General features: G+C 62.4%; 20 protein-coding genes. 12 read left to right on the top strand and 8 right to left on the bottom strand.

Annotation, left to right across the window (positions count from 1 at the left end; translation table 11 throughout):
• Positions 1–48 precede the first annotated feature (48 nt).
• The 7 genes from IB264_RS28035 to IB264_RS28005 all read left to right on the top strand — a co-directional run bounded on the left by IB264_RS28035 (position 49) and on the right by IB264_RS28005 (position 9,918).
• Complete coding sequence (locus IB264_RS28035) at positions 49–1,398, top strand: ABC transporter substrate-binding protein (RefSeq protein ID WP_128090502.1); 1,350 nt, start codon at positions 49–51, stop codon at positions 1,396–1,398.
• Positions 1,398–3,302, top strand: a complete 1,905-nt coding sequence (locus tag IB264_RS28030; protein ID WP_225906408.1) for an ATP-binding protein — start codon at positions 1,398–1,400, stop codon at positions 3,300–3,302. The genes IB264_RS28035 and IB264_RS28030 overlap by 1 nt, the downstream gene beginning before the upstream one ends.
• Complete coding sequence (locus tag IB264_RS28025) at positions 3,299–4,639, top strand: sigma-54 dependent transcriptional regulator (protein ID WP_025428383.1); 1,341 nt, start codon at positions 3,299–3,301, stop codon at positions 4,637–4,639. Before IB264_RS28030 ends, IB264_RS28025 begins: the two co-directional genes overlap by 4 nt.
• A 162-nt stretch (positions 4,640–4,801) precedes the next feature.
• The gene (locus tag IB264_RS28020; protein WP_025428382.1) at positions 4,802–6,121 is read left to right on the top strand and encodes an ABC transporter substrate-binding protein; all 1,320 of its coding nucleotides are present in this window, start codon (positions 4,802–4,804) and stop codon (positions 6,119–6,121) included.
• Positions 6,122–6,338: 217 nt separating this feature from the next.
• The gene (locus tag IB264_RS28015; RefSeq protein ID WP_025428381.1) at positions 6,339–8,048 is read left to right on the top strand and encodes an iron ABC transporter permease; all 1,710 of its coding nucleotides are present in this window, start codon (positions 6,339–6,341) and stop codon (positions 8,046–8,048) included.
• Positions 8,049–8,066: 18 nt separating this feature from the next.
• A complete protein-coding gene (locus tag IB264_RS28010; RefSeq protein ID WP_084815191.1) occupies positions 8,067–9,167 on the top strand; it encodes an ABC transporter ATP-binding protein in 1,101 nt (366 codons plus the stop codon).
• Between the two features lie 91 nt (positions 9,168–9,258).
• Entirely contained in the window at positions 9,259–9,918 is a 660-nt protein-coding gene (locus tag IB264_RS28005) for a histidine phosphatase family protein (RefSeq protein WP_025428379.1), read from the top strand.
• Positions 9,919–10,013: 95 nt separating this feature from the next.
• On the opposite strand, the gene IB264_RS28000 is transcribed toward IB264_RS28005, so the two are convergent.
• The 3 genes from IB264_RS28000 to IB264_RS27990 all read right to left on the bottom strand — a co-directional run bounded on the left by IB264_RS28000 (position 10,014) and on the right by IB264_RS27990 (position 15,219).
• Positions 10,014–11,798, bottom strand: a complete 1,785-nt coding sequence (locus tag IB264_RS28000) for a diguanylate cyclase (protein ID WP_084815190.1) — start codon at positions 11,796–11,798, stop codon at positions 10,014–10,016.
• 146 nt (positions 11,799–11,944) lie between these two features.
• A complete protein-coding gene (locus IB264_RS27995) occupies positions 11,945–14,155 on the bottom strand; it encodes a TonB-dependent siderophore receptor (RefSeq protein ID WP_025428377.1) in 2,211 nt (736 codons plus the stop codon).
• Positions 14,156–14,334: 179 nt separating this feature from the next.
• Positions 14,335–15,219 (bottom strand): AraC family transcriptional regulator, encoded by an 885-nt coding sequence (locus IB264_RS27990; protein ID WP_025428376.1) that lies wholly within the window; start codon positions 15,217–15,219, stop codon positions 14,335–14,337.
• 244 nt (positions 15,220–15,463) lie between these two features.
• On the opposite strand from IB264_RS27990, the gene IB264_RS27985 reads away from it, so the two are divergent.
• Entirely contained in the window at positions 15,464–15,670 is a 207-nt protein-coding gene (locus IB264_RS27985; RefSeq protein ID WP_025428375.1) for a hypothetical protein, read from the top strand.
• Positions 15,671–15,702: 32 nt separating this feature from the next.
• Here IB264_RS27985 and bla read toward each other — a convergent pair whose 3' ends face one another.
• The gene (gene bla / locus IB264_RS27980) at positions 15,703–16,563 is read right to left on the bottom strand and encodes a subclass B3 metallo-beta-lactamase (RefSeq protein ID WP_192434424.1); all 861 of its coding nucleotides are present in this window, start codon (positions 16,561–16,563) and stop codon (positions 15,703–15,705) included.
• A gap of 329 nt (positions 16,564–16,892) precedes the next feature.
• Between bla and IB264_RS27975 the strand changes: the two genes are divergently transcribed.
• Positions 16,893–17,849, top strand: a complete 957-nt coding sequence (locus IB264_RS27975; protein WP_057213053.1) for a polysaccharide deacetylase family protein — start codon at positions 16,893–16,895, stop codon at positions 17,847–17,849.
• 94 nt (positions 17,850–17,943) lie between these two features.
• Here IB264_RS27975 and IB264_RS27970 read toward each other — a convergent pair whose 3' ends face one another.
• Positions 17,944–18,861 carry a LysR family transcriptional regulator gene (locus IB264_RS27970; protein WP_057224036.1) on the bottom strand — a complete coding sequence of 306 codons (918 nt, stop codon included), beginning with the start codon at positions 18,859–18,861 and terminating at the stop codon, positions 17,944–17,946.
• 449 nt (positions 18,862–19,310) lie between these two features.
• Between IB264_RS27970 and IB264_RS27965 the strand changes: the two genes are divergently transcribed.
• Together IB264_RS27965 and IB264_RS27960 are read left to right on the top strand one after the other, a co-directional pair.
• The gene (locus IB264_RS27965; protein WP_057224035.1) at positions 19,311–21,764 is read left to right on the top strand and encodes a penicillin-binding protein 1A; all 2,454 of its coding nucleotides are present in this window, start codon (positions 19,311–19,313) and stop codon (positions 21,762–21,764) included.
• A 1-nt stretch (position 21,765) separates the two neighbouring features.
• Entirely contained in the window at positions 21,766–23,505 is a 1,740-nt protein-coding gene (locus tag IB264_RS27960; protein WP_025428370.1) for a penicillin-binding protein 2, read from the top strand.
• Positions 23,506–23,588: 83 nt separating this feature from the next.
• On the opposite strand, the gene IB264_RS27955 is transcribed toward IB264_RS27960, so the two are convergent.
• Positions 23,589–24,191 carry a nitroreductase family protein gene (locus IB264_RS27955; RefSeq protein WP_025428369.1) on the bottom strand — a complete coding sequence of 201 codons (603 nt, stop codon included), beginning with the start codon at positions 24,189–24,191 and terminating at the stop codon, positions 23,589–23,591.
• Here IB264_RS27955 and IB264_RS35465 point away from each other — a divergent pair.
• Positions 24,184–24,651 (top strand): hypothetical protein, encoded by a 468-nt coding sequence (locus IB264_RS35465; RefSeq protein ID WP_156407918.1) that lies wholly within the window; start codon positions 24,184–24,186, stop codon positions 24,649–24,651. The genes IB264_RS27955 and IB264_RS35465 overlap by 8 nt on opposite strands.
• On the opposite strand, the gene IB264_RS27945 is transcribed toward IB264_RS35465, so the two are convergent.
• Together IB264_RS27945 and IB264_RS27940 are read right to left on the bottom strand one after the other, a co-directional pair.
• Positions 24,648–25,244, bottom strand: a complete 597-nt coding sequence (locus tag IB264_RS27945; protein ID WP_025428367.1) for a 2-hydroxychromene-2-carboxylate isomerase — start codon at positions 25,242–25,244, stop codon at positions 24,648–24,650. The genes IB264_RS35465 and IB264_RS27945 overlap by 4 nt on opposite strands.
• Before the next feature lie 48 nt (positions 25,245–25,292).
• Positions 25,293–26,354 carry an LLM class flavin-dependent oxidoreductase gene (locus IB264_RS27940; RefSeq protein ID WP_192434422.1) on the bottom strand — a complete coding sequence of 354 codons (1,062 nt, stop codon included), beginning with the start codon at positions 26,352–26,354 and terminating at the stop codon, positions 25,293–25,295.
• Positions 26,355–26,365 lie beyond the last annotated feature (11 nt).

Genomic DNA, 26,365 nt, shown 5'->3' with positions numbered 1-26,365 from the left:
GGCAGCTTTTTTTTAAGAAGAAGCAGGCGCTGGTCGTGGTGGCATGCAGTGTTGAAGTTCCGTTTCGTCATTCTTGCGGCATTGCAACTGCTGGCTTTTGCCGGCCTCAGCATGCCCGTGATCGCTGCGCAGGCAGCCGAAAAACGGGACCTGGTGGTTGTCACCTCCTACCCGCCATCCTTTTTTGAGCCGTTTCGCCGGGCGTTCGAGAAGGCCAATCCCGATATCCGCACGTCGATCGTTCAGCGCAACACGGCAAGCGCGACGCGCTTCGTCATGGAGAAAGCCGATGTGCCGGCCGACATATTCTGGGCCTCGGCGACCGATGCTTTCGAACTCTTGAAGCGCAGCGGCGAACTGCGCCCGATTGCGCCGCGCCACACGGGCGCGGCTGAAAAAGTCTTCGGTTACCCGGTCAACGATCCCGAGGGTTACTATCTCGGCTTTGCGCTCTCCGGTTACGGCTTCGTCTACAATCAGTCCTACCTCGCCCAGAACAAGCTGCCGGTGCCGCGGGACTGGCAGGACCTGCTGAACCCCATCTATTCCGGCCAGATCGGCATCACCACGCCGTCACGGTCGGGCACGACGCATCTGATCGTCGAGGCCTTGCTGCAGACCTATGGATGGGAAAAGGGCTGGGCGATGCTGTCCCAGCTCGGCGGCAATCTATCGACGGTTACCGCGCGCAGTTTCGGCGTTGCGTCCGGTGTCGCCCAAAGGCGCTTCAGCATCGGCATCACCATCGATTTCCTCGCCAATGCGCCAGAATTCGCCGACGCCGGCAATGTGTTCATCCTGCCGCCCGATACCGTGTTCGTGCCGGCCAGCATCGCGATCCTCTCCCGGGCGCGCAATGTTTCCGCCGCCGAGCGCTTCATCGATTTCGTTCTGTCTGAAGACGGCCAGAAGGTGCTGTTGCTGCCCGCCGTCGCCCGCATTCCTCTCAACCCGGCGCTCAACAAGGGACTACTGCCCCAAGAGAGTGATGACGGCCTGTTGAAATACGGCGGTTTCGACGCGGCGTTGTCTGCTCGAAGGTACGGTCTCGTCAACCTGATCTTCGACGACTATATCGTGCGCCGCCGGGCGACGCTTGCCCGGCTCTGGAAAAGGGTGACGGATCTGGAAGCGATCGAAATCGAGGACGCGCAGCAGCGCAGCACGCTTGCGAGAGCCCGGCGTCTGCTGGGCACGCCGCCGCTTTCGGCCAGCGATGTGGAAAACACCGACGAAGCCCTGAAGGCCGAGTGGCCGCGCAGCATTGCCCGCTCGCCGGCGCATACCGCACTGACGCAGCGGCTGCGCGCCACCATCGAGCGGAACCTGGCGACGGCCGAAATGCTGCTCTCCTCCGTCGGGCGACCGGCGACAGATCTGCAGCCATGGCGGCAGTGATGGGCCAATCGTTAGACCCTGCTGCCGGGATGCGCCGCTGGCGCTTCGGCATCGGCGCGCGCCTGGTCCTTGCCTTCGTCGCGATCGTCGGCCTCGCCGTCGGCGCCTGCCTTGTCGGCTGGCTCTCCTACGAGCGTCTGTCCGGTGAACTGTCGCGGATCGCGGAAGACCAGATGCCGCAACTCGCCTTCGCCTCGAGACTGTCGAAGGCGGGTGCCGACATCGGTTCGGTGACGACGGTTCTCGCAGGCGCTGAGACACGTGCCGAGTACAACGAGATCCGCAGCAGCTACGCGGCGCGCCTGACCACACTGCGCTCGCTGCTTGGGGAAAGCGGCACAAAGTCGGATGCGACCGATCTGCTGCCGCTGGCGGAAGCGATCGGCGAAAACCTCGACAAGATCGACCTTGCCGCCGGCAAGCGCTTTACACTTCGCGAAGCGATGCGCTCCGATACCGACGAACTGCGGTGGGTCCAGGCCGATCTCCTCGAGGAGGCCGATCCGCTCGTCGACGACATTCGCTTCAACATCGAAGCCGAAACGCGCAACGGAAACGGGGCGGCCGCACTTGCTGAGCAGCAAAAGAGCGAGGCGCTGCTGACGGCCGTGTCGCAAGCGAACCTGGCAACCGGGCTGATCGGCCGGCTCGTCAACGCCACCACGCAAGAGGAAATTCAGGAAACCAATGCCTTCCTCGGTGACAGCGCCGACGAACTCGCCAGCCGCATCGCCAGCCTCGATAACTGGCCTGATAGCATCACCGTTCGCCAACTGGCACGCCGCATTCTCGACCAGTCCGACGTTCTGACGGGCATTCCCAACCGCAAGCGCTCGGAAATGATCGAGGCGGCAAAGCTCTCCGAACTTGCCGGCGAAAACGGCCGCCTCGTCGAGGACCTGGGGCGCCGGATCGAAACGGAAGTCGTGACGATCGAGGCCAGCGCCGCCGCCGCCGCCCAACGGGCCGCTGCGGCTATCGAAACGGGGCGCAGCCTGCTCGTCGCCATCGCCATTCTTTCGGTGCTGCTCGCGTCTGCGATCGGCTTCTTCTACGTCTACCGCAATCTGCTCGCACGCATCCGGCTTCTTTCGGCAGCCGCCGGCGCGATCAGCAGCGGGCGTCCGGCAACCGCGATCCCCGCACCCGAGGCCGACGAGCTCGGCGATCTCGCCCATGCGCTGGTACTTTTCCGCCAGACGCGCGACGAGTTGATCCAGTCGGCAAAGCTCGCGGCTCTCGGGCAGATGGCGGCCGGCATCGGCCACGAGCTCAACCAGCCGCTGGCAGCCCTTCGGGCGCATATCCATAGCGCCACCACTCTGATCGGGCGAGACAAGGGCGATCAAGCATTGCTCAATCTCGACAAGATGAAGGGACTGACGGGGCGCATGGCCGACCAGATCAGCCATATCCGTCGCTTTGCCCGCCGGCCCGACGCGCAGCTGCGGCCCGTCGATCTCACCGCGGCGGTCCGCGACGCGCTCAGCCTGCTCGAACATCGGTTCGAGGAAGAGGCTGTCGAAATACAACTGCGCCTGCCGGAAGGCGCCGCAGTCCTTGTCATGGCCGAACCGGTGCGGCTCGAACAGGTGGCGGTCAATCTCATCGGCAACGCCTTGGATGCCGTTAAAGACAGGCCCGTTCGCCAGGTAAACGCAATGATCGAAAGGGTCGGTACCGATGCCCGCCTTGTCGTCGGCGATAGCGGAACCGGTATTGCTGCTGCCGATGTCGGCGCGGTTTTCGATCCCTTCTTCACCACCAAGCCGGTCGGTTCCGGCCTCGGACTTGGCCTCTCCATTTCCTACAACATCGTCAAGGATTTCGGTGGCGAGATATCGATCCTTGAAACCAGTGCGGACGGCACGCAATTCCTCGTATCCTTGAAAGGCCCGGAATGACGTTGGACCCGGATATCATCCTGATCGACGACGATGCCAGCGTGCTTGAAGCCTGCTGTCAGGTGCTCGAACTGGAAGACCTCAGCGTATCGCCGCACGGCTCGGTGACATCGGCGCTCGCCGGCCTTCGCGCCGACAGCCGCGCCGTTATCGTTTCCGACGTGCGCATGCCGGATCACGATGGCTTCGATCTGGTCGCCGCCGTGCGCAAGATCGACCAGGAGATCCCGATCATCCTGATGTCCGGGCACGGCGATATCCCGATGGCGCTTCGCGCCATGCGCGACGGCGCCTGGGATTTTCTGGAGAAGCCCGCCGATCCGATGCATCTCATCGAAACCGTACGCCGCGCCCGCGACCATCGCCGCCTGCTTCTCGAAAACCGGCGGCTGCGGCTGTCGGTGGACGACGACGGTTGGGAAACGCGCCTGATCGGACATTCCGGACCGATGGTTGCGCTGCGGGAGAAACTCAAGCGCATCGCGGCCGCGACAACCGACGCGCTCATCATCGGCGATACCGGCACAGGCAAGGAAGTGACGGCGCGCGCGCTGCACGATTTCAGCGGGCGCAAGGGGCGTTTCGTCGCCGTCAATTGCGGCGCCATTCCCGAAACCATGCTGGAATCCGAACTCTTCGGCCATGAGGCCGGGGCCTTTACCGGTGCGCGCGAGAAGCGCATCGGCAAGATCGAGTATGCCGACGGTGGTACGCTGTTTCTCGACGAGATCGAATCGATGCCGCTTGCCGCCCAGGTGCGGCTGCTGCGCGTACTGCAGGAGCGCGTCATCGAACGGCTCGGCTCCAACGTCGAGCTGCCGGTTGACATGCGCGTCGTGGCGGCGACCAAGGCGGATCTGCATGCGGCGGCCAAAAAGGGCGATTTCCGTGAAGACCTTGCCTACCGCCTCGACATCGCCCGTGTGGAGCTGCCGTCACTGGCGCAACGCAAGGGCGACGTCGGCCTCTTGTTCCAGCATTTCCTCGGCCTCGCCGCCAAACGACAGGGCCGCACCCCGCCGCGGGTGAGCGCCGAACTTCTGGCCGAACTCAATGGCAGGTCATGGCCGGGCAACGTTCGCGAACTGCGCAACGTCGCGGAGCGCTTCGTGCTCGGGCTTGAAGACCGCTCCGATATCGACCGGGCAGCGGCAGGCGGCGAGACGTTGGAGGTGCAGATGGACCGCCTCGAGCGCGCCATCCTTCTCGACAGCCTCGCCAGGCACGACGGCCGCGTCGGCGCGACGGCCGATGCGCTCGGCATCTCCCGCAAGACGCTCTACCTCAAGATGCGCAAATTCGATATTGCCGCCCAGGGCGATGGCGAAGCCGGCTGATGTTACCGGTTTGACCCCGTCCTTTTGCGAGGTTGTTACCTTTTTTACCCATCAGCCGACAAAGAACTGCTGATTTCCGGCGGTTTTCAATCTGGCACGGTGCTTGCTCTCAATAGATCGGACACCAAACAAGCGGTGTCCCTATTGGGAGGAGATACCTATATGTTGAAGACCATTGCTGCGGCGATGCTGATGTCGGCTGCCTTCGTCGTGACGGTTTACGCCCAGGACGGCGGGAAAGTCACGATCGTCACGTCGTTTTCCAAGGATGTGACCGATCCGTTCAAGGCGGGCTTCGAAGCGGCCAACCCCGGCTTCACCCTCGACGTCCAGAACAAGAGCACGAGCTCGGGCGTCAAATACATCGATGAAACCAAGGTGAACAACCAGGTCGACCTGTTCTGGGCATCGGCCCCGGACGCATTCGACAGCCTCAAGAGCCGCGAGCTGCTCGCCAAGTTCACGCCTTCGGTCACCGGCCTTCCTGAAAAGGTCGGCTCCTACCCCGTCAACGACAAGGACGGCTATTACTTCGGCTTTGCCGCCTCCGGTTACGGCATTATGTCGAACGATCGCTATCTCGAAGCCAACGATCTGCCGAAGCCGGTCGAGTGGAGCGACCTGACCAAGCCCGAATACCACGATCACATCGCGATTGCTGCGCCCTCGCGTTCGGGCACGACCCACCTGACGATCGAGACGATCCTGCAGGGCGAAGGCTGGGACAAGGGCTGGGCGACGCTGAAGGGTATCGGCGGCAACCTGCAGCAGGTCACCGAGCGTTCGTTCGGCGTTCCTGACGCGGTCAACTCCGGCCAGACCGGCATCGGCATCGTCATCGACTTCTTCGCCTTCTCGGCACAGGCAAGCGGCTTCCCTGTCAGCTTCGCCTACCCGTCGGTCACGACGGTCGTTCCGGCCAATATCGGCATCGTTGCCAATGCGCCGAACCAGGCCGGTGCTGAAGCCTTCGTCAACTACCTGCTTTCGGAAAAGGGCCAGGCCGTTCTGCTCGAACCGGCGATCCGTCGTCTGCCGATCAACCCGGCCCTCTACGAAAAGGCACCGGAAGGCTTCCCGAATCCCTACAAGGATCCGCGCTTCCAGTCGATGATCACGTTCGATTCCGACGTTTCGAAGAAGCGCACCGACGTCGTCGACACGCTCTACGATCAGCTGATCTCGTTCCAGCTCGACAACATCAAGGGCGCCACCAAGGCGATCCACGAAGCCGAAAACGCAGTTGCCGCCAACGAACAGGCTCCCGCACGCGCTTTGCTGACGGAAGCCCACGCGCTGATCGCGGCCATGCCGATCACTGCCGACGAAGCTGCCAGCCAGCAGATCCGCGACGCCTTCACCGGCGGCGAGGAAAAGACCGCCCGCCAGGCGGAACTCGAGCAGAAATGGGCCGCCTTTGCGACCGAGAAGTACGCCGCCGCCAAGGCCAAGGCCGAGGAAGCGCTGGCTCTCGTCGACTGACGCCGGCTTAAAAAGCCGCCTGCCCCGGCGGGCGGCCATCCCCGAAAACCATGCCTTCGCCAAGCCTGACGCGCCTGCCGGTCGGCTCTCAGTGATCCGAACCGATCCTGAAGCAACCGCGCAGCAGCCGACAGCGTTGCTGCGACCCCAGCGATCCAGAGGCGCAGGGGCGCCGCAAGCGCGTCAGGCTTGTCGACCAAAATCCGGAGTCTGCCCCATGGCGCTCGTTCAATCCATTCCCATAAGACGCGTTTCGGCCAAGCCCGGACAGATCTTTGCCATCTCGCTGATCGCGCTTTTCCTCGCCATCTTCCTGGTCATCCCGGCCGGTACGGTGATCTACACCGCCTTCACCGAAAAGGGCACCGGCGCGTTGACGATCGTCAACTTTGTCGACTTCTTCAACACCGATCTGTTCCGGCGGTCGTTCTTCAACTCCGTCTACGTCTCCGGCATGTCGGTGGTCTGGGCAAGCGCCATCGCGCTGCCGCTCGCGGTTTTGACCACGCGCTTCGACTTCCGCGGCTCGCTGATCATCCAGACGCTCGGCTTCGTGCCGCTGATCATGCCGCCATTCGTCGGTGCGGTCGCCATGCAGCTGCTGTTCGGCCGCAACGGCACCGTCAACCTCATCCTGAATGACTGGTTCGGCATCCGCATTCCCTTCATGGAAGGCCTGAACGGCGTCATCTTCGTGCAGTCGCTGCACTATTTCCCCTTCATCCTCATCAATCTGTCGACCAGCCTGCGCAACATCGACCGCTCGATGGAAGAAGCAGCCCAGAACCTCGGCTCGTCCGGCTTCCGGCTGTTCCGCCGCGTCGTCTTCCCGCTGGCAATGCCCGGCTATCTCGCCGGCGCTTCGCTGGTCTTCGTCAAGGTCTTCGACGACCTGGCAACGCCGCTGCTTCTCAACGTCAAGGACATGCTGGCGCCCCAGGCTTACCTCCGCGTCACTTCGGTCGGCCTCACCGATCCGATGGGCTATGTCATCTCGGTCATCCTCATCACCGTCTCGATCTTCGCCATGTGGCTGTCAGCGATCGCTATGCGCGGCAAGGACTATTCGACGACGCAGCGCGGCGGCGGTGGTCTTTCCCGTCGCAAGCTGAGCCGCGGTGAGAGCGTCATAGCCTATGGCGTCGTCGGCCTGATCCTGCTGCTCGTGCTGTCGCCGCATATCGGCTTGCTTCTGCTGTCGCTTGCAACCGTGTGGTCGTTCAGCGCGTTGCCGGACGCCTATACGGTCGCGCACTACGGCCGCGTCTTCGGCGAAAGCTCGCTCTACATCAAGAACACGCTGATCTACGCCAGCCTCGCCGGCCTGATCGACGTGGTCATCGGTGGCGCCATCGCCTATCTCGTGCTGCGAACCAAGGTCGTCGGCCGTCGCTGGCTCGACTGGGCGGCAACCGCCGCACTCGCCATCCCCGGCGTCGTGCTCGGCATCGGCTACCTCCGCACCTTCTACGGCATCACGCTGCCGGATGGTACGCCGCTTGCGACGCTCTGGGTCATGGTGGTGCTGGCACTCGCCATCCGTCGTCTGCCCTACGCGCTCAGAGCCTGCTACGCCGCATTGCAGCAGGTGTCGGAATCGCTGGAGGAGGCCGCCGAAAACCTCGGCGCCACCAAGCAGCGAACGATCCGGCGCATTGTCCTGCCTTTGATGACGGGTGGTCTGCTCGCCGGCTTCGTCACCAGCTTTTCGACGGCCGCCGTCGAACTGTCGGCAACCCTGATGCTGATCCAGAGCAACTCGGACGCACCGATCGCCTACGGGCTCTACGTCTTCATGCAATCGCCGGCGGGTCGTGGCCCGGGTGCAGCCCTCGGCGTCATCGCCGTCATCATGGTCGCACTCTGCACCCTGCTCTCGCACTACGTCATCGAGCGGCGCCAGAAGGCGCTCGGCATGACGAAATAGAAACTCGGGAGGAACACTATGACTGTCAACATCAACAGCGCAGCGCTCGCGGTTAGCCCCGCCAAGGCGATCAGCATCAGCGACGTCAATCTCTACTACGGCGCGCTCCACGTGCTGAAGGATATCAACCTGGAGATCCAACCGGGCGAGTTCTTCGCCTTTCTCGGCCCGTCCGGCTGCGGCAAGACCACGCTTCTCAGGCTGATCGCCGGCTTCAACAATGCCCGGCAGGGCAAGGTCGTCATCGGCGGCCAGGACGTGCTCGACATGCCGCCGTGGAAGCGGGACATCGGCATGGTCTTCCAGTCCTACGCGCTCTGGCCGCATATGACGGTGGCCGCCAATGTTGCCTTCGGCCTGGAAGAGCGTCGCCTGCCGCGCGCGGAGGTCGAACGCCGGGTCCAGGCGGCACTCGAACTCGTCGGGCTGAAACATCTCGCCGATCGCCGCCCGTCGCAGCTCTCCGGCGGACAGCAGCAGCGCGTCGCACTTGCCCGCACCATCGCAATCGAACCGAAGGTGCTTCTGCTCGACGAGCCGCTCTCCAACCTCGACGCCAAGATGCGCGTCGAAGTCCGGCGGGAGCTGCGCGACCTGCAGCAGCGGCTGAAGTTGACGACGATCTTCGTCACCCACGATCAGGAGGAGGCCAACACCGTCTGCGACCGTATCGCCGTCTTCAATGAAGGGCGCATCCAGCAGGTGGGAACGCCGATGGGCCTCTATGAGAAGCCCGCCAACCTGTTCGTCGCCAACTTCCTCGGCACCGCCAACATCCTTGACGGCACCGTCTCGGGTTCCGGCACGCAGCGCACGTTCGAGGTTGCAGGCGCCGGCTCGATCCCGATCCCGGCAGGGGCGTCGGTACCGGCGGGCGCCAAGCTCGTCTTCCGGCCGCAATATGCGACGCTCGGCACGCTGGAGCCGGGTGCCGTCGCCTTGACCGGCACGATCGCGCATCGCGAATTCCTGGGCGCCACCGTCCGCTACGGCGTGCAGGTCGGAACGGCCACGGTGCTGATCGACGCACCGTTCCATTCCGGCGGCTCTCTGCTAGAGACCGGAGCCACGACGACACTCGGCCTCAAGCCGTCCTCGGCGCTTTGGCTTGCCGAGTAAGCAACCAGGCACCCGCCGGCCGTCGGTCGGCGGGTGTCCTTCTTTCTTTTTTTCATGTCGGTGCGCCGCGCCGTCGAACTTCGAGCATGTCATGACCTCCCATTTGCCAAACATCATCCTCATCCGCCACGGCGAAACCCAATGGAATGTCGCCGGTCGGCTGCAAGGCCGAAAGGACACGCCGTTGACGGCAAACGGTGTCCGGCAGGCGCTCGCCGTCGGGCTGCGGCTGGCGGAAAGAATTGCCGGCGAGACGAAACTCAAATTCTGGGTTAGCCCGCTTGGGCGCGCGCGCCAGACGGCGTCGATCCTTGCCGACACATGGTCTGTTCCCTTCGAGCAATTCACCCATGACGAGGCACTGGTGGAAAGGGCCTACGGCTCCTGGGAAGGGCGCGCGCACGATGAGATCGAGAGGGATCTCGCGCACGAATATGAGGCGCATAGCGCCGAACCGTGGGATTACGCCATGCCCGGCGGCGAAAGCCGCACCACGCTCGACGGCCGCCTGCTCGCCTGGCTCGCCACCCTCGACCACGAGAATACACACGTGGTGGTGACCCATAGCGGCTGCGTGCGCGCCCTGCGCGGCATCTATACCAAGGCGTCCCGCGAGGAGATCCTCGCCTACCGCGAACCGCAAACGGCCTCGTTCCTGCTTTCGACCGGCCATGAAACCATGATCGGCATTCCGCTCAGCATTCTGCGCGCACTCGGCTGCGAAGGCGAGGGCCGAACCGTCTGGATCTGAACGGCGACGGTCCGACGTTGGCTCGAGCGGGCCCGGCTGCGCGCGCTATCATGCCGCAGCCGTCCAAACCGGAAACGCGCTATTCCAGAAGAGTGCTAGATGACGACCAGCCCTGACGAGCAAACCGTCATGTTCCGCCCCCGCGCCTTGGCGTCGAGCAAGGCGGCATCGGCCCGCGTCAGAAGCGTCGCGACCGTGCCTTCGCGTGGCGACGAGGCAATACCGATCGACACGGACACGGAGCCGAGGATGCGTCCGCGGTGAGAAAGCGGCGTCGTGCCGATCATGTCGCGCAGGCGCTCGGCGAATTCAAAGCCCGCCGCCTCGCTCATTTCGGGCAGCAGCATCGTGAACTCCTCGCCACCGAAACGATAGGTCGCGCCCAGCTCGCCGGCCGCGTCGAGCATGATCTGGGCAACATACTGCATCACCACATCGCCGGCGTCGTGGCCGAACTCGTCGTTGAAGCGTTTGAAGTGATCAATGTCGATCATGAGGCAAACGAGCGGCCGTCCGGCCCGCTCCCGCAATTGCTTGTTCAGGGCTTCGTCGAGGCAGCGCCGGTTGAGCAGCCCCGTCAATGCGTCGCGGACCGCCAGGTTGGTCAGTTTTTCTCGCAGCTGTAGGTTGGCCACAGCCAGGCCGATATTTTCCGCGATCAGCTCGAGATAAAGCCGCGACGTCTCGACGGCCGGCTGCTCGGGCGAGCGTTCCTCGAAATAGAGCAGACCGATCGTATCGCCCTGAGCGGTCAGCGGCACGCACAGTCCAGCGACATCGCTCCCGTCCCGATGCTGGCAGGCAATATCGCCCTGCCCGCCATTGCTGACATGCGGCCGGCCGCGGCGAAGCCCCCAGCAGGCACTGGAAGGGAAAGTATCGGCCGAATGTTGCGGGTCGAGCCAGGTGCCGACACGCGTCAGCGACGTGCGGTTATCGTTCAGCACATAGAGATGACCGGCAAGGTTGGGGAAGATCTGCGGTGCGAACCGGGCTACGACCTCGGCCAGTTCTTCCTGGATCTGGCACGCCTGCAGCCGATGCATCATTTGCAGGATGAGGTCCTTGGTCTGCTGATCCAGTCGGCGCTCTGCATCGAGCCGGTCCCGCTCCAGCCCGTTGGTGCGAAAGATATGGATCGCCTCGTTCATCTCGCCGATCTCGTCGCGGCGGCGGTCGAGCGGAACTTCCACGTCGTAATCCTGCTTGGCAAGCCGCGTCACGATGCCCGTCATGCGCACCAGCGGCATGGCCACGCGCCGCTTGAGCACGAAATAAAGGACACCGAGGAAGAGCGCCGCAGTCATGGCGAGCATCGTCTTGGCGGCGATGGCGAACCAGTCGCTTCGCTCCTTTGCCTGCTCCAGTGCCGCGCCGGTTCTGGCCTTGGTCAGTTCGCGGAAGCGGACCACCGTTTCAAGCAACGCCGTCTGCAGACGGTCGTGCTCCGGACCGAAGAGCATTTGTTGCGCTTTTGCCTGGTCGCCCTCCTGGTAGGCGGCGATCGCCGAAACCTCGATCTTGTCGAGGGCCTCTACCTCGCGCTCGACCTCCTGAAGTGCCGCCAACTCGGCCGGTGACGCCCCAACCTCCCGCACGTTCTTGATCGCCGCCTCGTGAGCGCGCTCTTCCTCTTCCCTGCCATGGAAGCGTTCGAGATGGCGCAGGTCGCCGCGCATCACGTACAGACGGGCAGCATCGCTCCGTTCCTCAGCGCCGAGCGCAAGATCTTCGCCAAGCGTGTCGAGCACAAGATGCTGCTCGGCCGCCTGCCGCTCCTCGATCGCGCTGTTCGTCGACAGGATGAACGCTACACCGGAAAGTCCGGTCAAAAGGACCGTGACCCCGTAGGCCCAGTTTGTAATCGCATTGATTCTCATGGGATGATCTATAGCCGATGGCGACGGAATAGCCGACATTGGAAAGCGCAGCGAGCGACGCATTTGCCAGAATGTAAACGACGTCGGGACCGGCTGCCGCCGGTCCCGACGTCGTTTACATACAAACTAAAGCGGTGATGCCGTCGTTACCATTTCTTGCTGAGCTTCAGGGTCAGCGTGCGGCTTTCGCCGTAGCCGCACACCGAAAGCCCCTGGCACCCCTTCACATATTCCTTGTCGAAGAGATTGGAGACGTTGAGCGATGCCGCCCAATCGTCCTTCTCGTAGCGAATTGCCGCATCGACCAATGCGGCCGAGGGCACTTTGCGCGTGTTCTCCGCATCCGCCCAGGATTCCCCCTGGTATCTGACGCCGGCGCCAAGGCTGACCCCCTCGAGCGCTCCTGAAGGCACGGTATAGTCGAGCCACAGCGACGCCTGAGCGTTGGGAACAAGGTACGGCGTCTTTCCCACCAACGCCGTGTTCGCGTCTTCGGTCACCTCGAGATCCATGAAATCAAGACCGGCGATCAGCTTCCAATCTTCGTTGATATTGGCCTTGCCCTCAAACTCGATGCCGCGGGAACGCACCTCACCCGTCTGGGTGGAAATGCTCGTCAACGGGTCGGTCACGAGAGCATTGCGCTTGGTCAACTGATAGAGTGATGCCGTCAACACGCCGTCGAATAACGTCGGCTCGTATTTGACCCCGACTTCGAACTGTTCACCTTCCTGCGGCTTGGTATTGCCTGTTGCTGTCACCGCGACGATCGGGTTGAAGAAGGTCGCGACGCTGACATATGGGGTCAGGCCATTGTCGAACTCATAGGCAAGGCCAGCGCGGCCGCTGAAAGCGCCTTCGTTGTAGCTGAAGGCGTTATTTTGCGTCGGAGCCCAGAAGGTCGGGCCGTTTTTGGTGTTGGTGTCCACGTAATCGTAGCGACCATTGAGCGTGACGAGCCAGCCCTGACCGAACCTGATCTGATCCTGCGCATAAACGCCCAGCTGCTGCTGCGCCACCACCTGATTGATATAGGTGGCGTTTGCGGGCTGCGGCGCACCATAGATCGGATCCGTTGCGCTGATGGGTGTAGCGGCCGACGAAGCCTGCACATGGTCCAGCCGGTAGTACTTGTAGTCCAGGCCAACGAGCAGCGTATGATCCAGTGCCCCGGTTTCGAATTCTCCTTCGACACGGTTGTCGACGGCGAAGGTATCGACCTTCGATGTCGCCTCAAACCCCAGACGATAAAGGAGATTGTCGGGGGTGGCCGGCACTGTCGACGACGGGAAGGGCAGGCTCGGATCGTAGTAACCGAAGGTATATGGGCCGTTCTCATGCTTGTAGAGATGGCCGTACCGCAGGTTCTGGCTAAACTGCCAACCGCCTTCAAACTCGTGCGTGAATTCATAGCCGATCATCTGCTGGACATAGGTGCCCGTATCCAGATCCGGCTCACCATAAAATGCATCGCGGTCGATCTTACCGAAGGGTGCATCGACGACCGTGCCGACATAAGGCAGGAAGCCGTTGCCGACGTGCACCTGGTCGAGGCCCTGTAGAACACCGTAGACCGTCAGGCTTGTCGCATCATCAGGCGCGTAGGTGATCTGCGGCAGGACGAAGCCGCGCAGATCGTTGGAGAAATCGGTGTAGGTATCGCCGCCCGACATCTTGCCGGTGACGCGATACCGGATGGTGCCATCGTCCGTCAGCTTGTCGTTGACATCGAAGCCGGTGAAGGCATTGCCAAAGTTGTTGATGCCGATCTCGGTATAATAGAGCGGTTCATCGAATGGCCGCTTGCTGATCAGGCTGATGATACCGCCTGCGTTGGCGCCGCCGTAGAGCGCCGAGGCGGGCCCCTTCAGCACTTCGACCCGCTCAAGCATGAAGGGGTCGACCTGGAAGCCGCCGAAACCAAAGCTGAAAAGCGTCAGACCATCGAGGAACACGCCGGTCTGCGTCGCGTCGAAGCCGCGGATGTAGTACCAATCCGTATCTGCATCGGTACCGAAAGGCTCCGTCGTCACACCCGGCGTGTAACGCAAAGCCTCATCGACTTTGTTGACCACGCCGCGGTCGTCGAGCTCATCGCGACCGATGACGGAGACGGATTGGGGAATTTCGCTGATCGGCGTGGCCGACTTCGAGCCCGTCGTCGTCGCCTTGGCGACGTAACCGTCAACGGGGCCGGTGGCCTCGTCGCGTAAGCCCTGTGCCTGCACCTCGATCTTTTCGAGTTTCGTGGCGATACCGTCCTGGGCGACCGCCGCCGTCGACACGAGCAAGGCGATACCGGCAACGCCACTCGCAAGGAATTTTCTCAAACGCACACTTTCACCATCACGCTGCATCGTATCGTCGCCCTTTGATGCCGGACCCGCCATCCCCACGACGTGCGGCCCGACTTTCTGACTGCTGATAAGATGACCGTTTATCTCAACTATTAGGACGGGGCTTGTTTCGAACCCTGAAAGTTGAACGCCCTTGGGCAAATGTGTGCGGGCAACTGTTCAAGGCTGAAGGCATTTGCTCAGGCGAGACGGCTTCTTTTCCAAAGAGCCGGCGTCGTTCCGACTGCCTTGCGGAAGACGCGGGTGAAATGTGCCTGATCCGAAAAACCGGTTTCGGCAGCGATCGCGGTCAGCGACGCTTCATTCTTTAAAAGCAGATGCTTGGCCCGCTCGATCCGGGCGTTTGTCTGCCACTGGTGCGGCGCCACGCCCGTCGATGCCTTGAAGGCATGGCTGAAATGGGACTGCGAAAGCCCGGCGAGACCAGCCAGTTCCTCGAGCCGGATGTTGCGAACGCTGTTTTCCTCGATGTACTCCACCACCCGACGCAACTGCCATGACGCGAGCTGGCTGCGCTTGCGCGCGCTGCTGCGATTGAGCTTCATCAGGTCGATGAACAGCGCCAGCGTCAGTCCGTCGCCGTAGAGGTCGTGAAGGGGTTGCGGATTAAGGCATTCGGCCGCGATCAGCCGGGCGAGCTGAAGAAACCGCTCGTCCTGGAACATCAACCGCGGCACCTCGCACTGCCGGGCGTCGAGATCCTCCATCAGTCGCCGGCTGAGGATGTCGATGTTGAAGTGCAGATCGAGATGGCGGATGTATTTGACATCAACCACATCCGCCCAGATCTCGATGCCGGCGGGGATGTAGGAGATCGCCTGTTGCCGATAGCCCTGGACGGCGCCGCTTGCCTGCGAGGAAAGCTTGACGTTGGAGCTGCTCCCACCCCGCGCATCGAGAACGATGAACATCCGCGGATCATCCGAGACGTAGTAGCCGCCGGCATGCGGGTCGCATTCCACATCCCACACATCGGCAATGATCCCGTTCCATTCCCGGCGATGCAACTCGCCCTGGATCTTGAAACCGGCAATCTTGTTCTGCATCCGCGGCTGAAACGTCATTATCGCGTTGCCCGTCTTCGGGAAGGTCTGACTTGGCTACTTTATTCCTTCCTCCAATACTCATCTTTAAGCCGCAACGGAAGTCCCCGGCGATTGCTTTTGGAGCACCAAGCGGATCTGAGGGTGAAAGACTGCGGCGTGGCATGATTTTTTTTCGAGATTCCACACCAAAGGATCACACGGACAATCCCCAGCAGGGCCGATAGGGCTATAAGGCTGCACTCAAACAGATCAGGAGCTTACGATGGACACCGTCGAAATCGCAGACCGCAGCGAATTTGCCCTATGGGCAATCCAGCGCGCACAGGAAATCGTCGTGACCGAAGGCGCGTCTTTCGCCATGGCGGCACGCGACGTGGACGATACGGCACTGACCGCTGCTGCAACAGCACTCGGCAAGGCCATCAGCGACGCCATGCTCGAAGTGTTCGACGGTCTCATGGCTGAGTAGGTAAAGGGCCACGCCAAGCGCGGCCCCTTCTCTCATTTTTTCGCCTTCTGCCGTGCAAGCTCTTTCTTGAAGGCGGCACGGGACTTTTCGACGATTTGGCCCAGCAAGGCCGGATCGACGAAGGCATCCTCCTCGCCCGCATCCCGCCGCGCGGCGCGGCCGAGAATGTCGGCGATATCGGGATGAGCGGGCAGGACCACATCCGCCGTCATGCCTCCCAGCCGGTCGAAGCTGGTCTCGAAGTCGGCAACGATCCCGGGATAGCGCTTGTTGCCGAAGAGCTTGTTGCCGGCGACGGTGACGCTGCAGGGAAAGACCACCTTGAGCGCACGCCCGGCCTCGCTCACCGACGTTGACCAGGTGGTGCAGCCCGGCGTGTGGCCGGGCGTCAGCGTCGCCTTCATGCTGACGTCTCCGAGCGTCACGACTTCGCCGTCGTCAAGCACATGATCGACCTTCACCGCCGGAAAGGTTCCACGCTTATAGGTGGTCTCACCATCATGCAGGCCGTTTTCCAGTGCCCAGCGATCCGCCGCGATCGCATAGAGCTTGGCGCCGCTGTCACGCTTGATTTGTGCAACGCCAGCGACATGATCGTAATGCGCATGGCTCGTGACGATGATCTTGATGTCGGAGCGTTTGAAACCGAGTGCTGCGATATTGTCCTCGACAAGGGATGCGGTGCTCTTCAACGTGCCGTCGAGCAGAATGGCCTGCTTGCCTGAGGTGATGAGGTAGGCCGCCAGCCCCTTGGTCCCGACGTAATAGATGTTGCCGACGACGCGGAATGGCTTTGTCGGCTGCGACCATTCGGCGTTATCAGCCATTGCCGCACTCGCCAGGCATACCGTGGCGACCACCGTCGCCAGCGCGCGTCGCATCATCTTTCTCATACAAGCCTCCGCATCTCGAATTTGGTTTCCATGAACCTCGGACGCGTCCTGCCTAAGGAGCCGTGGCGGGGTCGGCAAACGACGATAATTTGCGGCAGCCATTAGAATAATTTGCATTTCGATGAACCTGGACAGTCGGGGCCAGCAGCCACAGGCACTTGGCCCGGAAATCCCGACCACGCAATGCTCATGCAACCCTTGCGTACGAGGGTCGATCTCATTTCGATTAGCAGAAGAGGGACGATGATGATGGAAACCAGGCTTCATGGCGCCTGCGGCACGCAGTGTTAGGGCTAGGCGTTCGAAGGGCCCGCGCGATCGGGCGCCTCATGCTGCTTGCCTTCACGCCTTGGCTCGCGCTTGTTTTCTTCCTGGTCGACGCCCATGCCGAAACCAGCGGCACCGCCCGGGAGAAATCCGTCGCCATCACATTCGATGATCTTCCCCACGCCAATGCCGGCACCGACGGAACAGATCAACCTTCGCCTCAAAGCATCCAGGATGCGAATGCCCGCATTCTTGCCGCCCTCAGGGATCACAAGGCGCCGGCTATCGGCTTTGTCGTGGAAAGCAAGGTTCGCGCGATCGGTCCGTTTGCGAAAGATATCCTGAAGGATTGGACCGGCCCGCGGCTGACGCTCGGCAACCATACCTTCTCGCACGCGGACACCAACACGCTCGACATCGCCGGCATCGAGCGCGAGATCGTCGATGGCGAGAAGACGACGAGGCGAACGCTAAAGGCGGCGGGCAAGCAGCTGCGTTTCCTACGGTTTCCCTACAATCACACCGGCGACACAACGGAAAAGCAGAAGGCGATCGCGGCGCTTGCGGCGAAGCTTGACTACACGATCGCCGCCTCGACCATCGATACCTCCGATTACGTCTTCGACCGCGCCTATGAGCGCGCGCTTGCCGAAAACGACACGGAAGCCGCCCACCGCATCAGGACGGCCTATCTGATGCACACCCAACAGCAGATCGCCTATTACGCCGGTCTCAACGAGCAGGTCCTTGGCTACGAGCCGCCGGCAATCATGCTCTTGCATGTCAACCGGCTGAATGCCGACGCGATGAAGGGGATCCTGTCGCTGTTCGAAGAGAGCGGCTACAGTTTCACAACGCTCGAAAAGGCGCAGGCCGACGCCGCCTATCGGCGACCGCTGTCCTACGCGACGAAATTCGGTCCGATGTGGGGTTACCGCTGGGCGAAGGACAGAAACGTGCGCGTTGACGGCAGCCTGGAACGAGAGCCGCCGGAATGGATCGTCAGCTACGGCGAATAGCTCGGCACACCGGTCGCAGGTTGACCTTCAGTATCGAGTTGCTCCCAGCAGATCCCCTTTCGCTGACGGCACTCCCCCGCCAACGCATTGCAGCCTATGCCGAGTTGCTCGCCTCCGGCTCATGCAATCGGGCGGCGCTATCCTCCTTCGCCGCCATCAGCCAATCGTGGAAGGCGGACATCGCCAGTGTCGGCGCGCGCGACCGCAGCCGCGTCAGCCAGTAGCTCCCCATCGAGGTATAGACGTCGAAGGGCTGCCGCACTGTGCCGTTCGACAGCAGTCGGGAAAACATCAAAGGCGGCGCAAGCGCCACACCGATGCCCTGGGCGGCTGCCTCCATCATGGCGAGCGACGAATCGAAGACGACGCCCTTGAGCAGCGGCGCCGGATAGGTGATGCCGGCAGCGGCAAACCAGTTCACCCATTCGTCCGCCCGATAGGACCTGAGCAGCGTCTGGCCCAGAAGATCGGCGGGACGGCGCAGCGTATCGGCAATCTCAGGTACGCACAGCACCGAAAGCGGCGCCTCGAACAGCCGCGTCGCCTCGATGTTGTGCCAGGAACCGCTGCCGAAGCGAATGGCGTAGTCGAGCCCCTCGGCGGCCATGTCGACACGATTGTTGTTCGTCGACAACCGGACATCGATGAAGGGATATTTTTCCTGAAAATCCGCAAGGCGTGGCAGCAGCCAGCCGACGGCAAAGGTGCCGACTGCGCCGATCATCAGCACCTCCCGCAGATGGCCGCCCTCGAACCGTTCGAGCATATCGGCCATGCGATCGAAGGAATCCTGGAGTACCGGCAGCAACGCCTCGCCCTCGGCGGTGATCATCAGACCGCGCGGCAGCCGCTTGAACAGCGTCACGTTGAGACGGCTTTCCAGCAGCTTCACCTGGTGGCTGACCGCCGCCTGCGTCACGCACAGTTCGATCGCCGCGCGGGTAAAACTCAGATGTCGCGCGGACGCCTCAAAGGCCCGCAGCGCATTGAGGGGGAGATATGGCCTGACCATGGATGCCCTAATTCAGCTAATGGGTCCTGCAAATAAACGTGGTTTGCCGCTGCGGTGCAACCTCTTTACGGTGAACTCACGTCGGCACCCTGTTTCGCCAGGACGAGACTGCCAACATATCGAGGATCCGGCCCCTCAGACATACTTCCCCGTGGAGGACCCAACCATGTGTCGTCTCAACTGAACGCCCCATAGGCACGCGCCCAACACGTTTCGCACCGTCACATCCGCTCCGGCCGCAGCAGCGGACCAAGGCGGCATGTCACAGCCCTTGGTGGTGAGACTGAGGCGACGAACCGGCCGCGACGGGATAGGCGAAACATCGGGCTTCTAGGCCCGATCCGCCGCCCCGCACCGCCTTCACGCCACAAACTGATGCGCGTCAGCCGCTCCCTTGGATCGGATGGCGAAGCCATGTCCTTCGAAATTCGAAAGCCCCGACATCCGCCATGAAGTTCATTGCAAACCTGCTCGCAACCCTGATCAATCTGGCAACGCTTCTCGGCGTCGGGCTGGCATTCTGCGCCGCGGCCCTGACGCGAGACCTGCCGGATCATCGGGCGCTGGCGAACTGGGAGCCGGCGGTCACGACCCGGCTTTACGCCGGCGACGGCGCCATGATTGCGCAATATGCCCGGGAACGCCGTCTGTTCCTGCCGATCGGCGCCATTCCCGCCCGGGTCAAGCAGGCTTTCCTTTCGGCCGAAGACAAGAACTTCTACCTTCATCCGGGCATTGACCTGACGAGTCTTGCCACCGCGCTCTGGTCGAATGTCGCCAACTACGGCTCGGGCCGGCGCATGATTGGCGGATCGACGATCACGCAGCAGATCGCCAAGAATTTTCTCCTGTCCTCCGATCGAACGGTCGAGCGCAAGCTGCGCGAAGCGATCCTTTCGATCCGCATCGACCAGACCTATTCCAAGGACCGGATCCTGGAACTTTATCTCAACGACATCTATCTCGGTCTCGGCGCCTATGGCATCGCGCAGGCAGCGCTTACCTATTTCGACAAGCCGGTCGATCAACTGACGGTGGCCGAAGCGGCCTATCTCGCCGCCCTACCAAAAGCGCCGAACAATTATGACCCGTATCGCCATCCGGACCGAGCCGTCACCCGGCGCGACTGGGTCATCGAGCAGATGCGCCGCAACGGCGTCATCGACAGAGAGGTTGCAGCCGCAGCCACCGCCTCGCCCCTCAGCATCAGGCCGAAACGACAGGAGACATCCACCGACAAGGCGGACTACTTCACCGAGGAGGTGCGCCGCCAGTTAGGCACCCGCTATGGCGAGGCAGCGCTTTACACTGCCGGGCTCTCGGTTCGCACGACACTCGATCCGCGGCTGCAGCAAGCGGCCATGCGGGCGTTGCGAAAGGGACTGGTTGGCTACGACCAGGCAAAGGGGTACCGGGGGCCGATCACCCGCCTGCCTTCGCTTGAAGGGTGGCAGCAGGCGCTCGCCAAACGTCAGCCGCTCTCGGACGTTCCGGAATGGCAGCTCGCAGTCGTCCTCTCCGCAAGCAACGACAAGGCCGAACTCGGCCTCAGACCGTCAGGACCAGAAACGGCGACGGCGGCCGCAGACACGGCCATGATCGACCGCGATGACACAGCCTGGGCTCTGTGCCGGCTCGCCGAAGGCAAGCGTCGTTGTGCCTCATCCCTCAACGGCGTGTTGCAGCCGGGCGACGTCGTCTATGTCGAAAAGCAGGAGACTGGCTATGTCCTGCGCCAGCCGCCGCAGGTGCAGGGAGCGCTGGTCTCGATGGACCCGAACACTGGTCGGGTGCTCGCGGTCGCCGGCGGCTTTTCCTACGCGCAATCCGAATTCAATCGCGCGACCCAGGCTTACCGCCAGCCCGGCTCGTCGTTCAAGCCGTTCGTCTACGCCGCGGCACTCGATACCGGCTATGCGCCGACCACGCTCGTCATGGACGCGCCGATCGCCATCCCTGATGGCACCGGCAAGACATGGCGGCCGAAAAACTATGATGGGCGCTTCAGCGGTCCTTCGACCCTGCGAACGGGGCTGGAAAACAGCCGCAACCTGATGACCGTGCGCCTTGCTCGCCATCTTGGCATGGACCTTGTCGCCGACTACGGCAAGCGCTTCGGCATTTACGACGAGCTTCGCACCTACCTACCGATGGCGCTGGGCGCCGGCGAAACGACGTTGCTGCGGCTCGTTTCCGCCTATGCCGTCATCGCCAATGGCGGCAAGGCCATAACCCCGTCGATGATCGACCGTATTCAGGATCGATATGGCCGGACGATCTACCGGCAAGACAGCCGCCAGTGCGCGGACTGCAATGCGCTTGCCTGGGAAAACCAGGAAGAGCCTGATCTCGTCGACATCAGGGACTATGTGCTCGACCCGATGACGGCCTATCAGATCACTTCGATGATGCGTGGCGTGGTGGAAAGAGGCACCGCCAGAAATGTCGCCACGCTGGGTGTCCCGATCGCCGGCAAGACCGGAACGACCAACGACGAGAAGGACGTCTGGTTCGTGGGTTTCACCCCCAATATCGTCACCGGCGTCTTCCTCGGCTACGACACGCCGAAGCCGATGGGTTACGGCGAAACCGGTGGCGGTCTCGCCGCACCGATCTTCATCGACTTCATGAAGGTGGCACTTCAGGGAAAACCGGCGGCCGATTTTCATCCGCCGCCCGGCATGTCCTTCCAGACAGTCGACAGAAAGACGGGGCGGCCCGCGCAGGACGGCGCGCAAGGCGCCATCCTCGAAGCCTTCAAGCCGGGAACCGGCCCCTGCGACGGCGGTTGCGCCGTCATCGACGACAAGGAGATGGCCGAGTTGCCGGCCAACGGCGCCGACCAGGGCCTAACACCTGAATTGCGGCAGAAGCTGCTCAGCAATACCGGCGGGCTCTACTGATATGGTGCAACGGCTTCAATCGCGCGCGGATCGCCGCAAGCGCATCCTCTTTCTGATAGCCGTGTTTATCGTCGTGTTCCTGACGATGTTCGGGCGACTGATCCAGCTCGGCACGGCCGAAATCGAGACCACCGGCTATGTGCCGAAGCGCCCCTCGGTCGGTCGCCCTTCGATCCTGGATCGCAACGGCAATCTGCTGGCGATCGATGTGCCAAGCTCCGGTGTCTATGCCGAGCCCCGCTTCATCGTCGACGTCGACGAGGCGGTGGAAAAGCTGACGGCCATCTTCCCCGATCTCGATGCTCGCGAACTGCACCAGCGGCTGAAAAGCAAGGCGCCCTTCGCGTGGATCAAGCGTCAGGTGACACCGGCTGAGGAGCAGGCGCTCTGGGACGCGGGCATTCCGGCCGTCGGCTTCCAGCGGGAAAAGCGGCGTGTCTACCCCAATGGTTCGCTTGCCGCCCACGTGCTCGGCACTGTCGATATCGACAATATCGGCATTGCCGGCATCGAAAAATGGATCGAGAGCCAGGGCCTGGACGTGTTGCGCCAGACCGGCATGGACCTCTCCCATCAGAACCTGCAGCCCGTCACGCTGACGCTCGACATCCGAATCCAGCACGCGCTGCAGATCGAGCTTGCCAAGGCGATCGAGAAATTCGGGGCAAAGGCCGGTGCCGGATTGGTGCTCGATATCACCAATGGTGAAGTGCTGGCGCTTGCCTCCGCGCCGGATTTCGACCCCAACACCCCCGCCGATGCGCTGAAGCCTGATCGTATCAACCGCATTGCCGCCGCCACCTTCGAGATGGGCTCCACCTTCAAGGCCCTGACGACGGCCATGGCGCTCGATTCCGGGCAGTTCAACATCCGCTCCGTCATCGATGCCAGCAGGCCGCTGGCCTTCGGCCGGTTCCGCATCCGCGATTATCGCGGGAAATACCGGCCGCTCAGCCTGCCGGAAGCCTTCATCTATTCCTCCAACATCGCGATGGCCAAGATGGCGATCGCGCTCGGCCCTGAGAACTTCCGCGCCTTTCTCTCTCGTTTCGGACAGATGTCGCGACTGACGACCGAGTTGCCGGAGAGCGCGCATCCGCAACTGCCGCGCTCCTGGCGCGAGATCGATACGGCAACCGCATCCTACGGCCACGGCATTGCCGTGACGCCGCTGCAGGCGAGCATTGCGGTTGCGGCCCTCGTCAACGGCGGGCGCCTGATCAGGCCGACATTGATCAAAGGCTCTGATGTCGAAGAGCGGGTGCTGGCCGCCGACCTCATCAAGCCGGAAACCGGCGAGGCCATGCGTTTTCTGCTCCGCCTCAATGCCAGAACCGGATCGGCGCGAAAGGCCGAAGTCAAAGGTTATTTCATCGGCGGCAAGACCGGCACGGCCGAAAAGGTCGTCGCTGGACGCTATGCCAAGGATCTCAATCTCACGTCCTTCATGGGTGTCGTTCCGGCCGACGATCCGCGCTATCTGCTCCTGACCATTCTGGACGAGCCCAAAGGGTTGCCGGAAACCTATGGCTTCCGCACCTCCGGCTGGAATGCCGCCCCGCTCGGCGGTGCTGTGTTCGAGCGCATCCTTCCGATGATGAGCCTGATGCCGTCCTTCGACGTCCGGGACGTGAGCTTTCCGTCGATCGTTGCGCAGCAGGCCTATGGTTCCGAGCTGTTTTCAGGTGCGACCCTGCACGGCGCGTCCGGCCATGACACACCCATTGAAGAGCCACTTTGAGGTAAGACGGCAATTGTGACCTGTCAGCCGAATTGCGGCCGAGGGCGAGACCCGCCCTCGGCAAAGTCATCGGAGCAATGCGTTCAAGACCGCTCGAAACGACCCTCGGACACGATCTCCGTCAGGGGTTTCCGCGGGCTCGGCACTTCGCGCTCCCGCAACCCCTCGGGCAATTGCGCCTTGTCGCCGATCCTGCCGATCGCCACGGCGGCTTCAACGCGGTAATCGGACGGCACGCCAAGCTCGGTCCGCGCCCTGTCGTAGTCGAGGCCGGCCATACCGTGCGCCTGCCAACCGGAATAGGCGGCCTGCAGCGCGAGCGCACCCCATGCGGCCCCCGTGTCAAACGAGTGCGTATAGGAAGGCACTTCCTCGCTGGCGCCAGGAGGCAGCAGCGACGTTTTCGACAGCACGAAGATCAGTGCGGAAGCCTCCTTGGCCCAGCTTTGATTGAATGCGTTGAGAATGCCGAACAGTTTGTCCCAATGCTCGGTGCCTCTGCGGGCATAGATGAAATGCCAGGGCTGGGCGTTATAGGCCGACGGCGCCCAGCGCGCCGCCTCCAGGATGCCGAACAGCTCGGCTTCGGAGATCTCCGCTCCGGCATAGGCGCGCGGCGACCAACGCTCGAGAAAGAGCGGGTTGATCGGGTGGCCGGCGATACGCGAATTGATTTCGATGGTCATGGCTTTCCTGTGTCGTGGCGTTGGTTTCAGCCTTCAGCCACAATCGAAATCACCAGGTTTCGTACCGTTCGCGCCGACGGTTGAGATTGGAAATCTCGTCCGAAAGCTCTGCGATGCGGTCTCGAAGTTCGTTCGTTGTTCCGTCTTCGAAATCATCGATCCCGAAACAATCCCGCGCTTCGTAAAGCTCAAGCTTGCCTTGCAGGACATCTCGGATCGCGCTCAGGCGTTCATATTGCCGCAGGACACTCATGGCACACCTCATCAAAAGCCATCGTTGTCTAGGAAATGCGCAAACAACGGAAAAGGTTTCATTCGACTGCTCGGCTTCAAGCATCCTGAAAATTATCGAGTTAAACAGTGGATTAAAGGAACCTCGACCCAAAGATCGTACCAGGCTTGGAAAAGTGATCCGACGGCGTGCCGCGAGCGCTCGATCTCCGCGCCCGCCGATGCCTAAGGCCGCTCGCCTTGCAGGTGTTGCTCCAGAAACGGCAGATTGTCCTGGCCCCAATAAATCTCGCCGTCATAGCCGAACGTCGGGAACCCGAAGACGCCGCTCTTGAGAGTATGCTCCCGATCGGACGCCCATTTCTCGACAACGTCTGCGGCACTTTCCCGCGCAAGCAAGGCACTGCCATCGAAGCCTGCGCGCGTTGCTACTGCCTCGCGCACCTCTGACCGGCCGATGTCCTCGGCTCGGACCCAGAAGGCTTCCTGCAAAATCTCCGTCAAGGCGAACCAGTCCTTGCCGTCGAGATACGTGGCAATCACCATCCGTGACGCAGGCGTGGGATCGGCGAGCGGCGGACGGCCGTCGAGCAGAAGTTCCCTGCCCCGCACACGGCTCCAGCGCTTCAGGTCGCGCGTGCCGTACGCTCGTCGCGCCTGCGGCCGATTGCGCGAGAAGATGCCGCCGTTTTCCTCGACCACCGTGGCCATGTAGGGCGTGATTGCCGCTTCGTGCCGGCGTGCGAGAGCCGCAAAGGCTTCAAGCCCGATGAACGACCAGGGCGAGCCGATCGAGAAGAAGTAGTCGATGCTTTTTGTCACTGTCAGATCTGCCTCATGGGTTTTGGATCTGGGATTGTAGGCAGCGGCCTAAGCCGCCGCCGGGTTCGCTGACAGCGTTCGAGCGGCCTCGCCCTTCGTCGGCGACCAGCCAAGCTCCGGTGCGATGCGCGTAAAGACATCATCGAGGATCTGGCGATACTCGTCGTGTTCGAATTCGTAGGGCAGTTCGAGCCTGAGTTCGCGCACATGCGGCAGGATCGGATCGGCCAACAGCCGTTCGAGGATCTGCTCGGACGTACCGACGAGATCGCTGGCAAACAGCGTGCGCCGCTCGCCCTGTGGTGTCAGCGTGCGCTCATGCCGGCTGGCGGCGTAGTCGAGATAGCGGCGCCGGGTGCTGGCGTTGGCGCCATCGAGCGGAACGATGACGCGCCCGAGCGCGACGCGTTTCTCTGCGCCGCCAGCCTGCCGATAGGTTTCGAGCTGGCGTGCCTGCGCCTCGAAAAAGTCGTTGGTCTGCTCGCCTGTCGTGACGTTGCCGATCAGGAGATTGAAGCCGTTCTCGCCGGCCCAGCGGGCGGAGCGCAAGGAGCCGCCACCGTACCACAGCCTGTCGACAAGCCCCTTGGCATGGGGTTGCAACCGTGGGCGCTGCGGGCCGAACGGTGTCTTGATGACGGTACGCTCGTCGCCGAGAAATGCCCCGCGCAGATTATCTGCAAAACGCAGAACCCGCTGATGGGAGAAATCGCTGGCAGACCAGTCTCCGTCAAAGGCGAGCGGACCGATGAGGTCCACATGTGGCGGGCGGCCCGCGCTCAGGCCGATATTCAGGCGGCCGCGCGACAACACGTCAACGGTCGAAAGGTCCTCGGCCAACCGGTAGGGGTTCTCATAGCCAATCGGGATCACCGCCGTGCCGAGCTGAATGCGATCGGTTCTCTGGGTCGCCGCCGCCAGAAAGGCGGCCGCCGACGAGATGCCGGGCTCCAGGTGGCGCTGCCGCACCCAGGCGCTGGCGAAGCCGAGCCTCTCGCCATATTCGAGCAGGCGCAGAGTCTGCTCCAGCCCCGCCAAGGGATCGTCGCTCGCGTAGTTTCCGGGAGTGAGAAAGCCGATATGATCGATCGAGATCTTATGCTCTGTCATCGTTGCTCACC

The sequence above is a fragment of the Ensifer sp. ENS11 genome, from assembly GCF_014851895.1.
Classification (GTDB): Bacteria; Pseudomonadota; Alphaproteobacteria; order Rhizobiales; family Rhizobiaceae; genus Ensifer; species Ensifer canadensis.
The sequence above is the reverse complement of the archived record's forward strand: the minus strand, read 5'-3'. Positions and strand labels throughout refer to the sequence as shown.

Excerpts from the sequence above, each read along its gene's own strand:
- IB264_RS28030 (WP_225906408.1), top strand. The coding sequence starts at position 1,398 with ATGGGCCAATCGTTAGACCCTGCTGCCGGGATGCGCCGCTGGCGCTTC.
- IB264_RS28025 (WP_025428383.1), top strand. The coding sequence starts at position 3,299 with ATGACGTTGGACCCGGATATCATCCTGATCGACGACGATGCCAGCGTG.
- IB264_RS28020 (WP_025428382.1), top strand. The coding sequence starts at position 4,802 with ATGTTGAAGACCATTGCTGCGGCGATGCTGATGTCGGCTGCCTTCGTC.
- IB264_RS28015 (WP_025428381.1), top strand. The coding sequence starts at position 6,339 with ATGGCGCTCGTTCAATCCATTCCCATAAGACGCGTTTCGGCCAAGCCC.
- IB264_RS28010 (WP_084815191.1), top strand. The coding sequence starts at position 8,067 with ATGACTGTCAACATCAACAGCGCAGCGCTCGCGGTTAGCCCCGCCAAG.
- IB264_RS28005 (WP_025428379.1), top strand. The coding sequence starts at position 9,259 with ATGACCTCCCATTTGCCAAACATCATCCTCATCCGCCACGGCGAAACC.
- IB264_RS28000 (WP_084815190.1), bottom strand. The coding sequence starts at position 11,798 with ATGAGAATCAATGCGATTACAAACTGGGCCTACGGGGTCACGGTCCTT.
- IB264_RS27995 (WP_025428377.1), bottom strand. The coding sequence starts at position 14,155 with ATGCAGCGTGATGGTGAAAGTGTGCGTTTGAGAAAATTCCTTGCGAGT.
- IB264_RS27990 (WP_025428376.1), bottom strand. The coding sequence starts at position 15,219 with ATGACGTTTCAGCCGCGGATGCAGAACAAGATTGCCGGTTTCAAGATC.
- IB264_RS27985 (WP_025428375.1), top strand. The coding sequence starts at position 15,464 with ATGGACACCGTCGAAATCGCAGACCGCAGCGAATTTGCCCTATGGGCA.
- bla (WP_192434424.1), bottom strand. The coding sequence starts at position 16,563 with ATGAGAAAGATGATGCGACGCGCGCTGGCGACGGTGGTCGCCACGGTA.
- IB264_RS27975 (WP_057213053.1), top strand. The coding sequence starts at position 16,893 with ATGCTGCTTGCCTTCACGCCTTGGCTCGCGCTTGTTTTCTTCCTGGTC.
- IB264_RS27970 (WP_057224036.1), bottom strand. The coding sequence starts at position 18,861 with ATGGTCAGGCCATATCTCCCCCTCAATGCGCTGCGGGCCTTTGAGGCG.
- IB264_RS27965 (WP_057224035.1), top strand. The coding sequence starts at position 19,311 with ATGAAGTTCATTGCAAACCTGCTCGCAACCCTGATCAATCTGGCAACG.
- IB264_RS27960 (WP_025428370.1), top strand. The coding sequence starts at position 21,766 with ATGGTGCAACGGCTTCAATCGCGCGCGGATCGCCGCAAGCGCATCCTC.
- IB264_RS35465 (WP_156407918.1), top strand. The coding sequence starts at position 24,184 with ATGGTCATGGCTTTCCTGTGTCGTGGCGTTGGTTTCAGCCTTCAGCCA.
- IB264_RS27955 (WP_025428369.1), bottom strand. The coding sequence starts at position 24,191 with ATGACCATCGAAATCAATTCGCGTATCGCCGGCCACCCGATCAACCCG.
- IB264_RS27940 (WP_192434422.1), bottom strand. The coding sequence starts at position 26,354 with ATGACAGAGCATAAGATCTCGATCGATCATATCGGCTTTCTCACTCCC.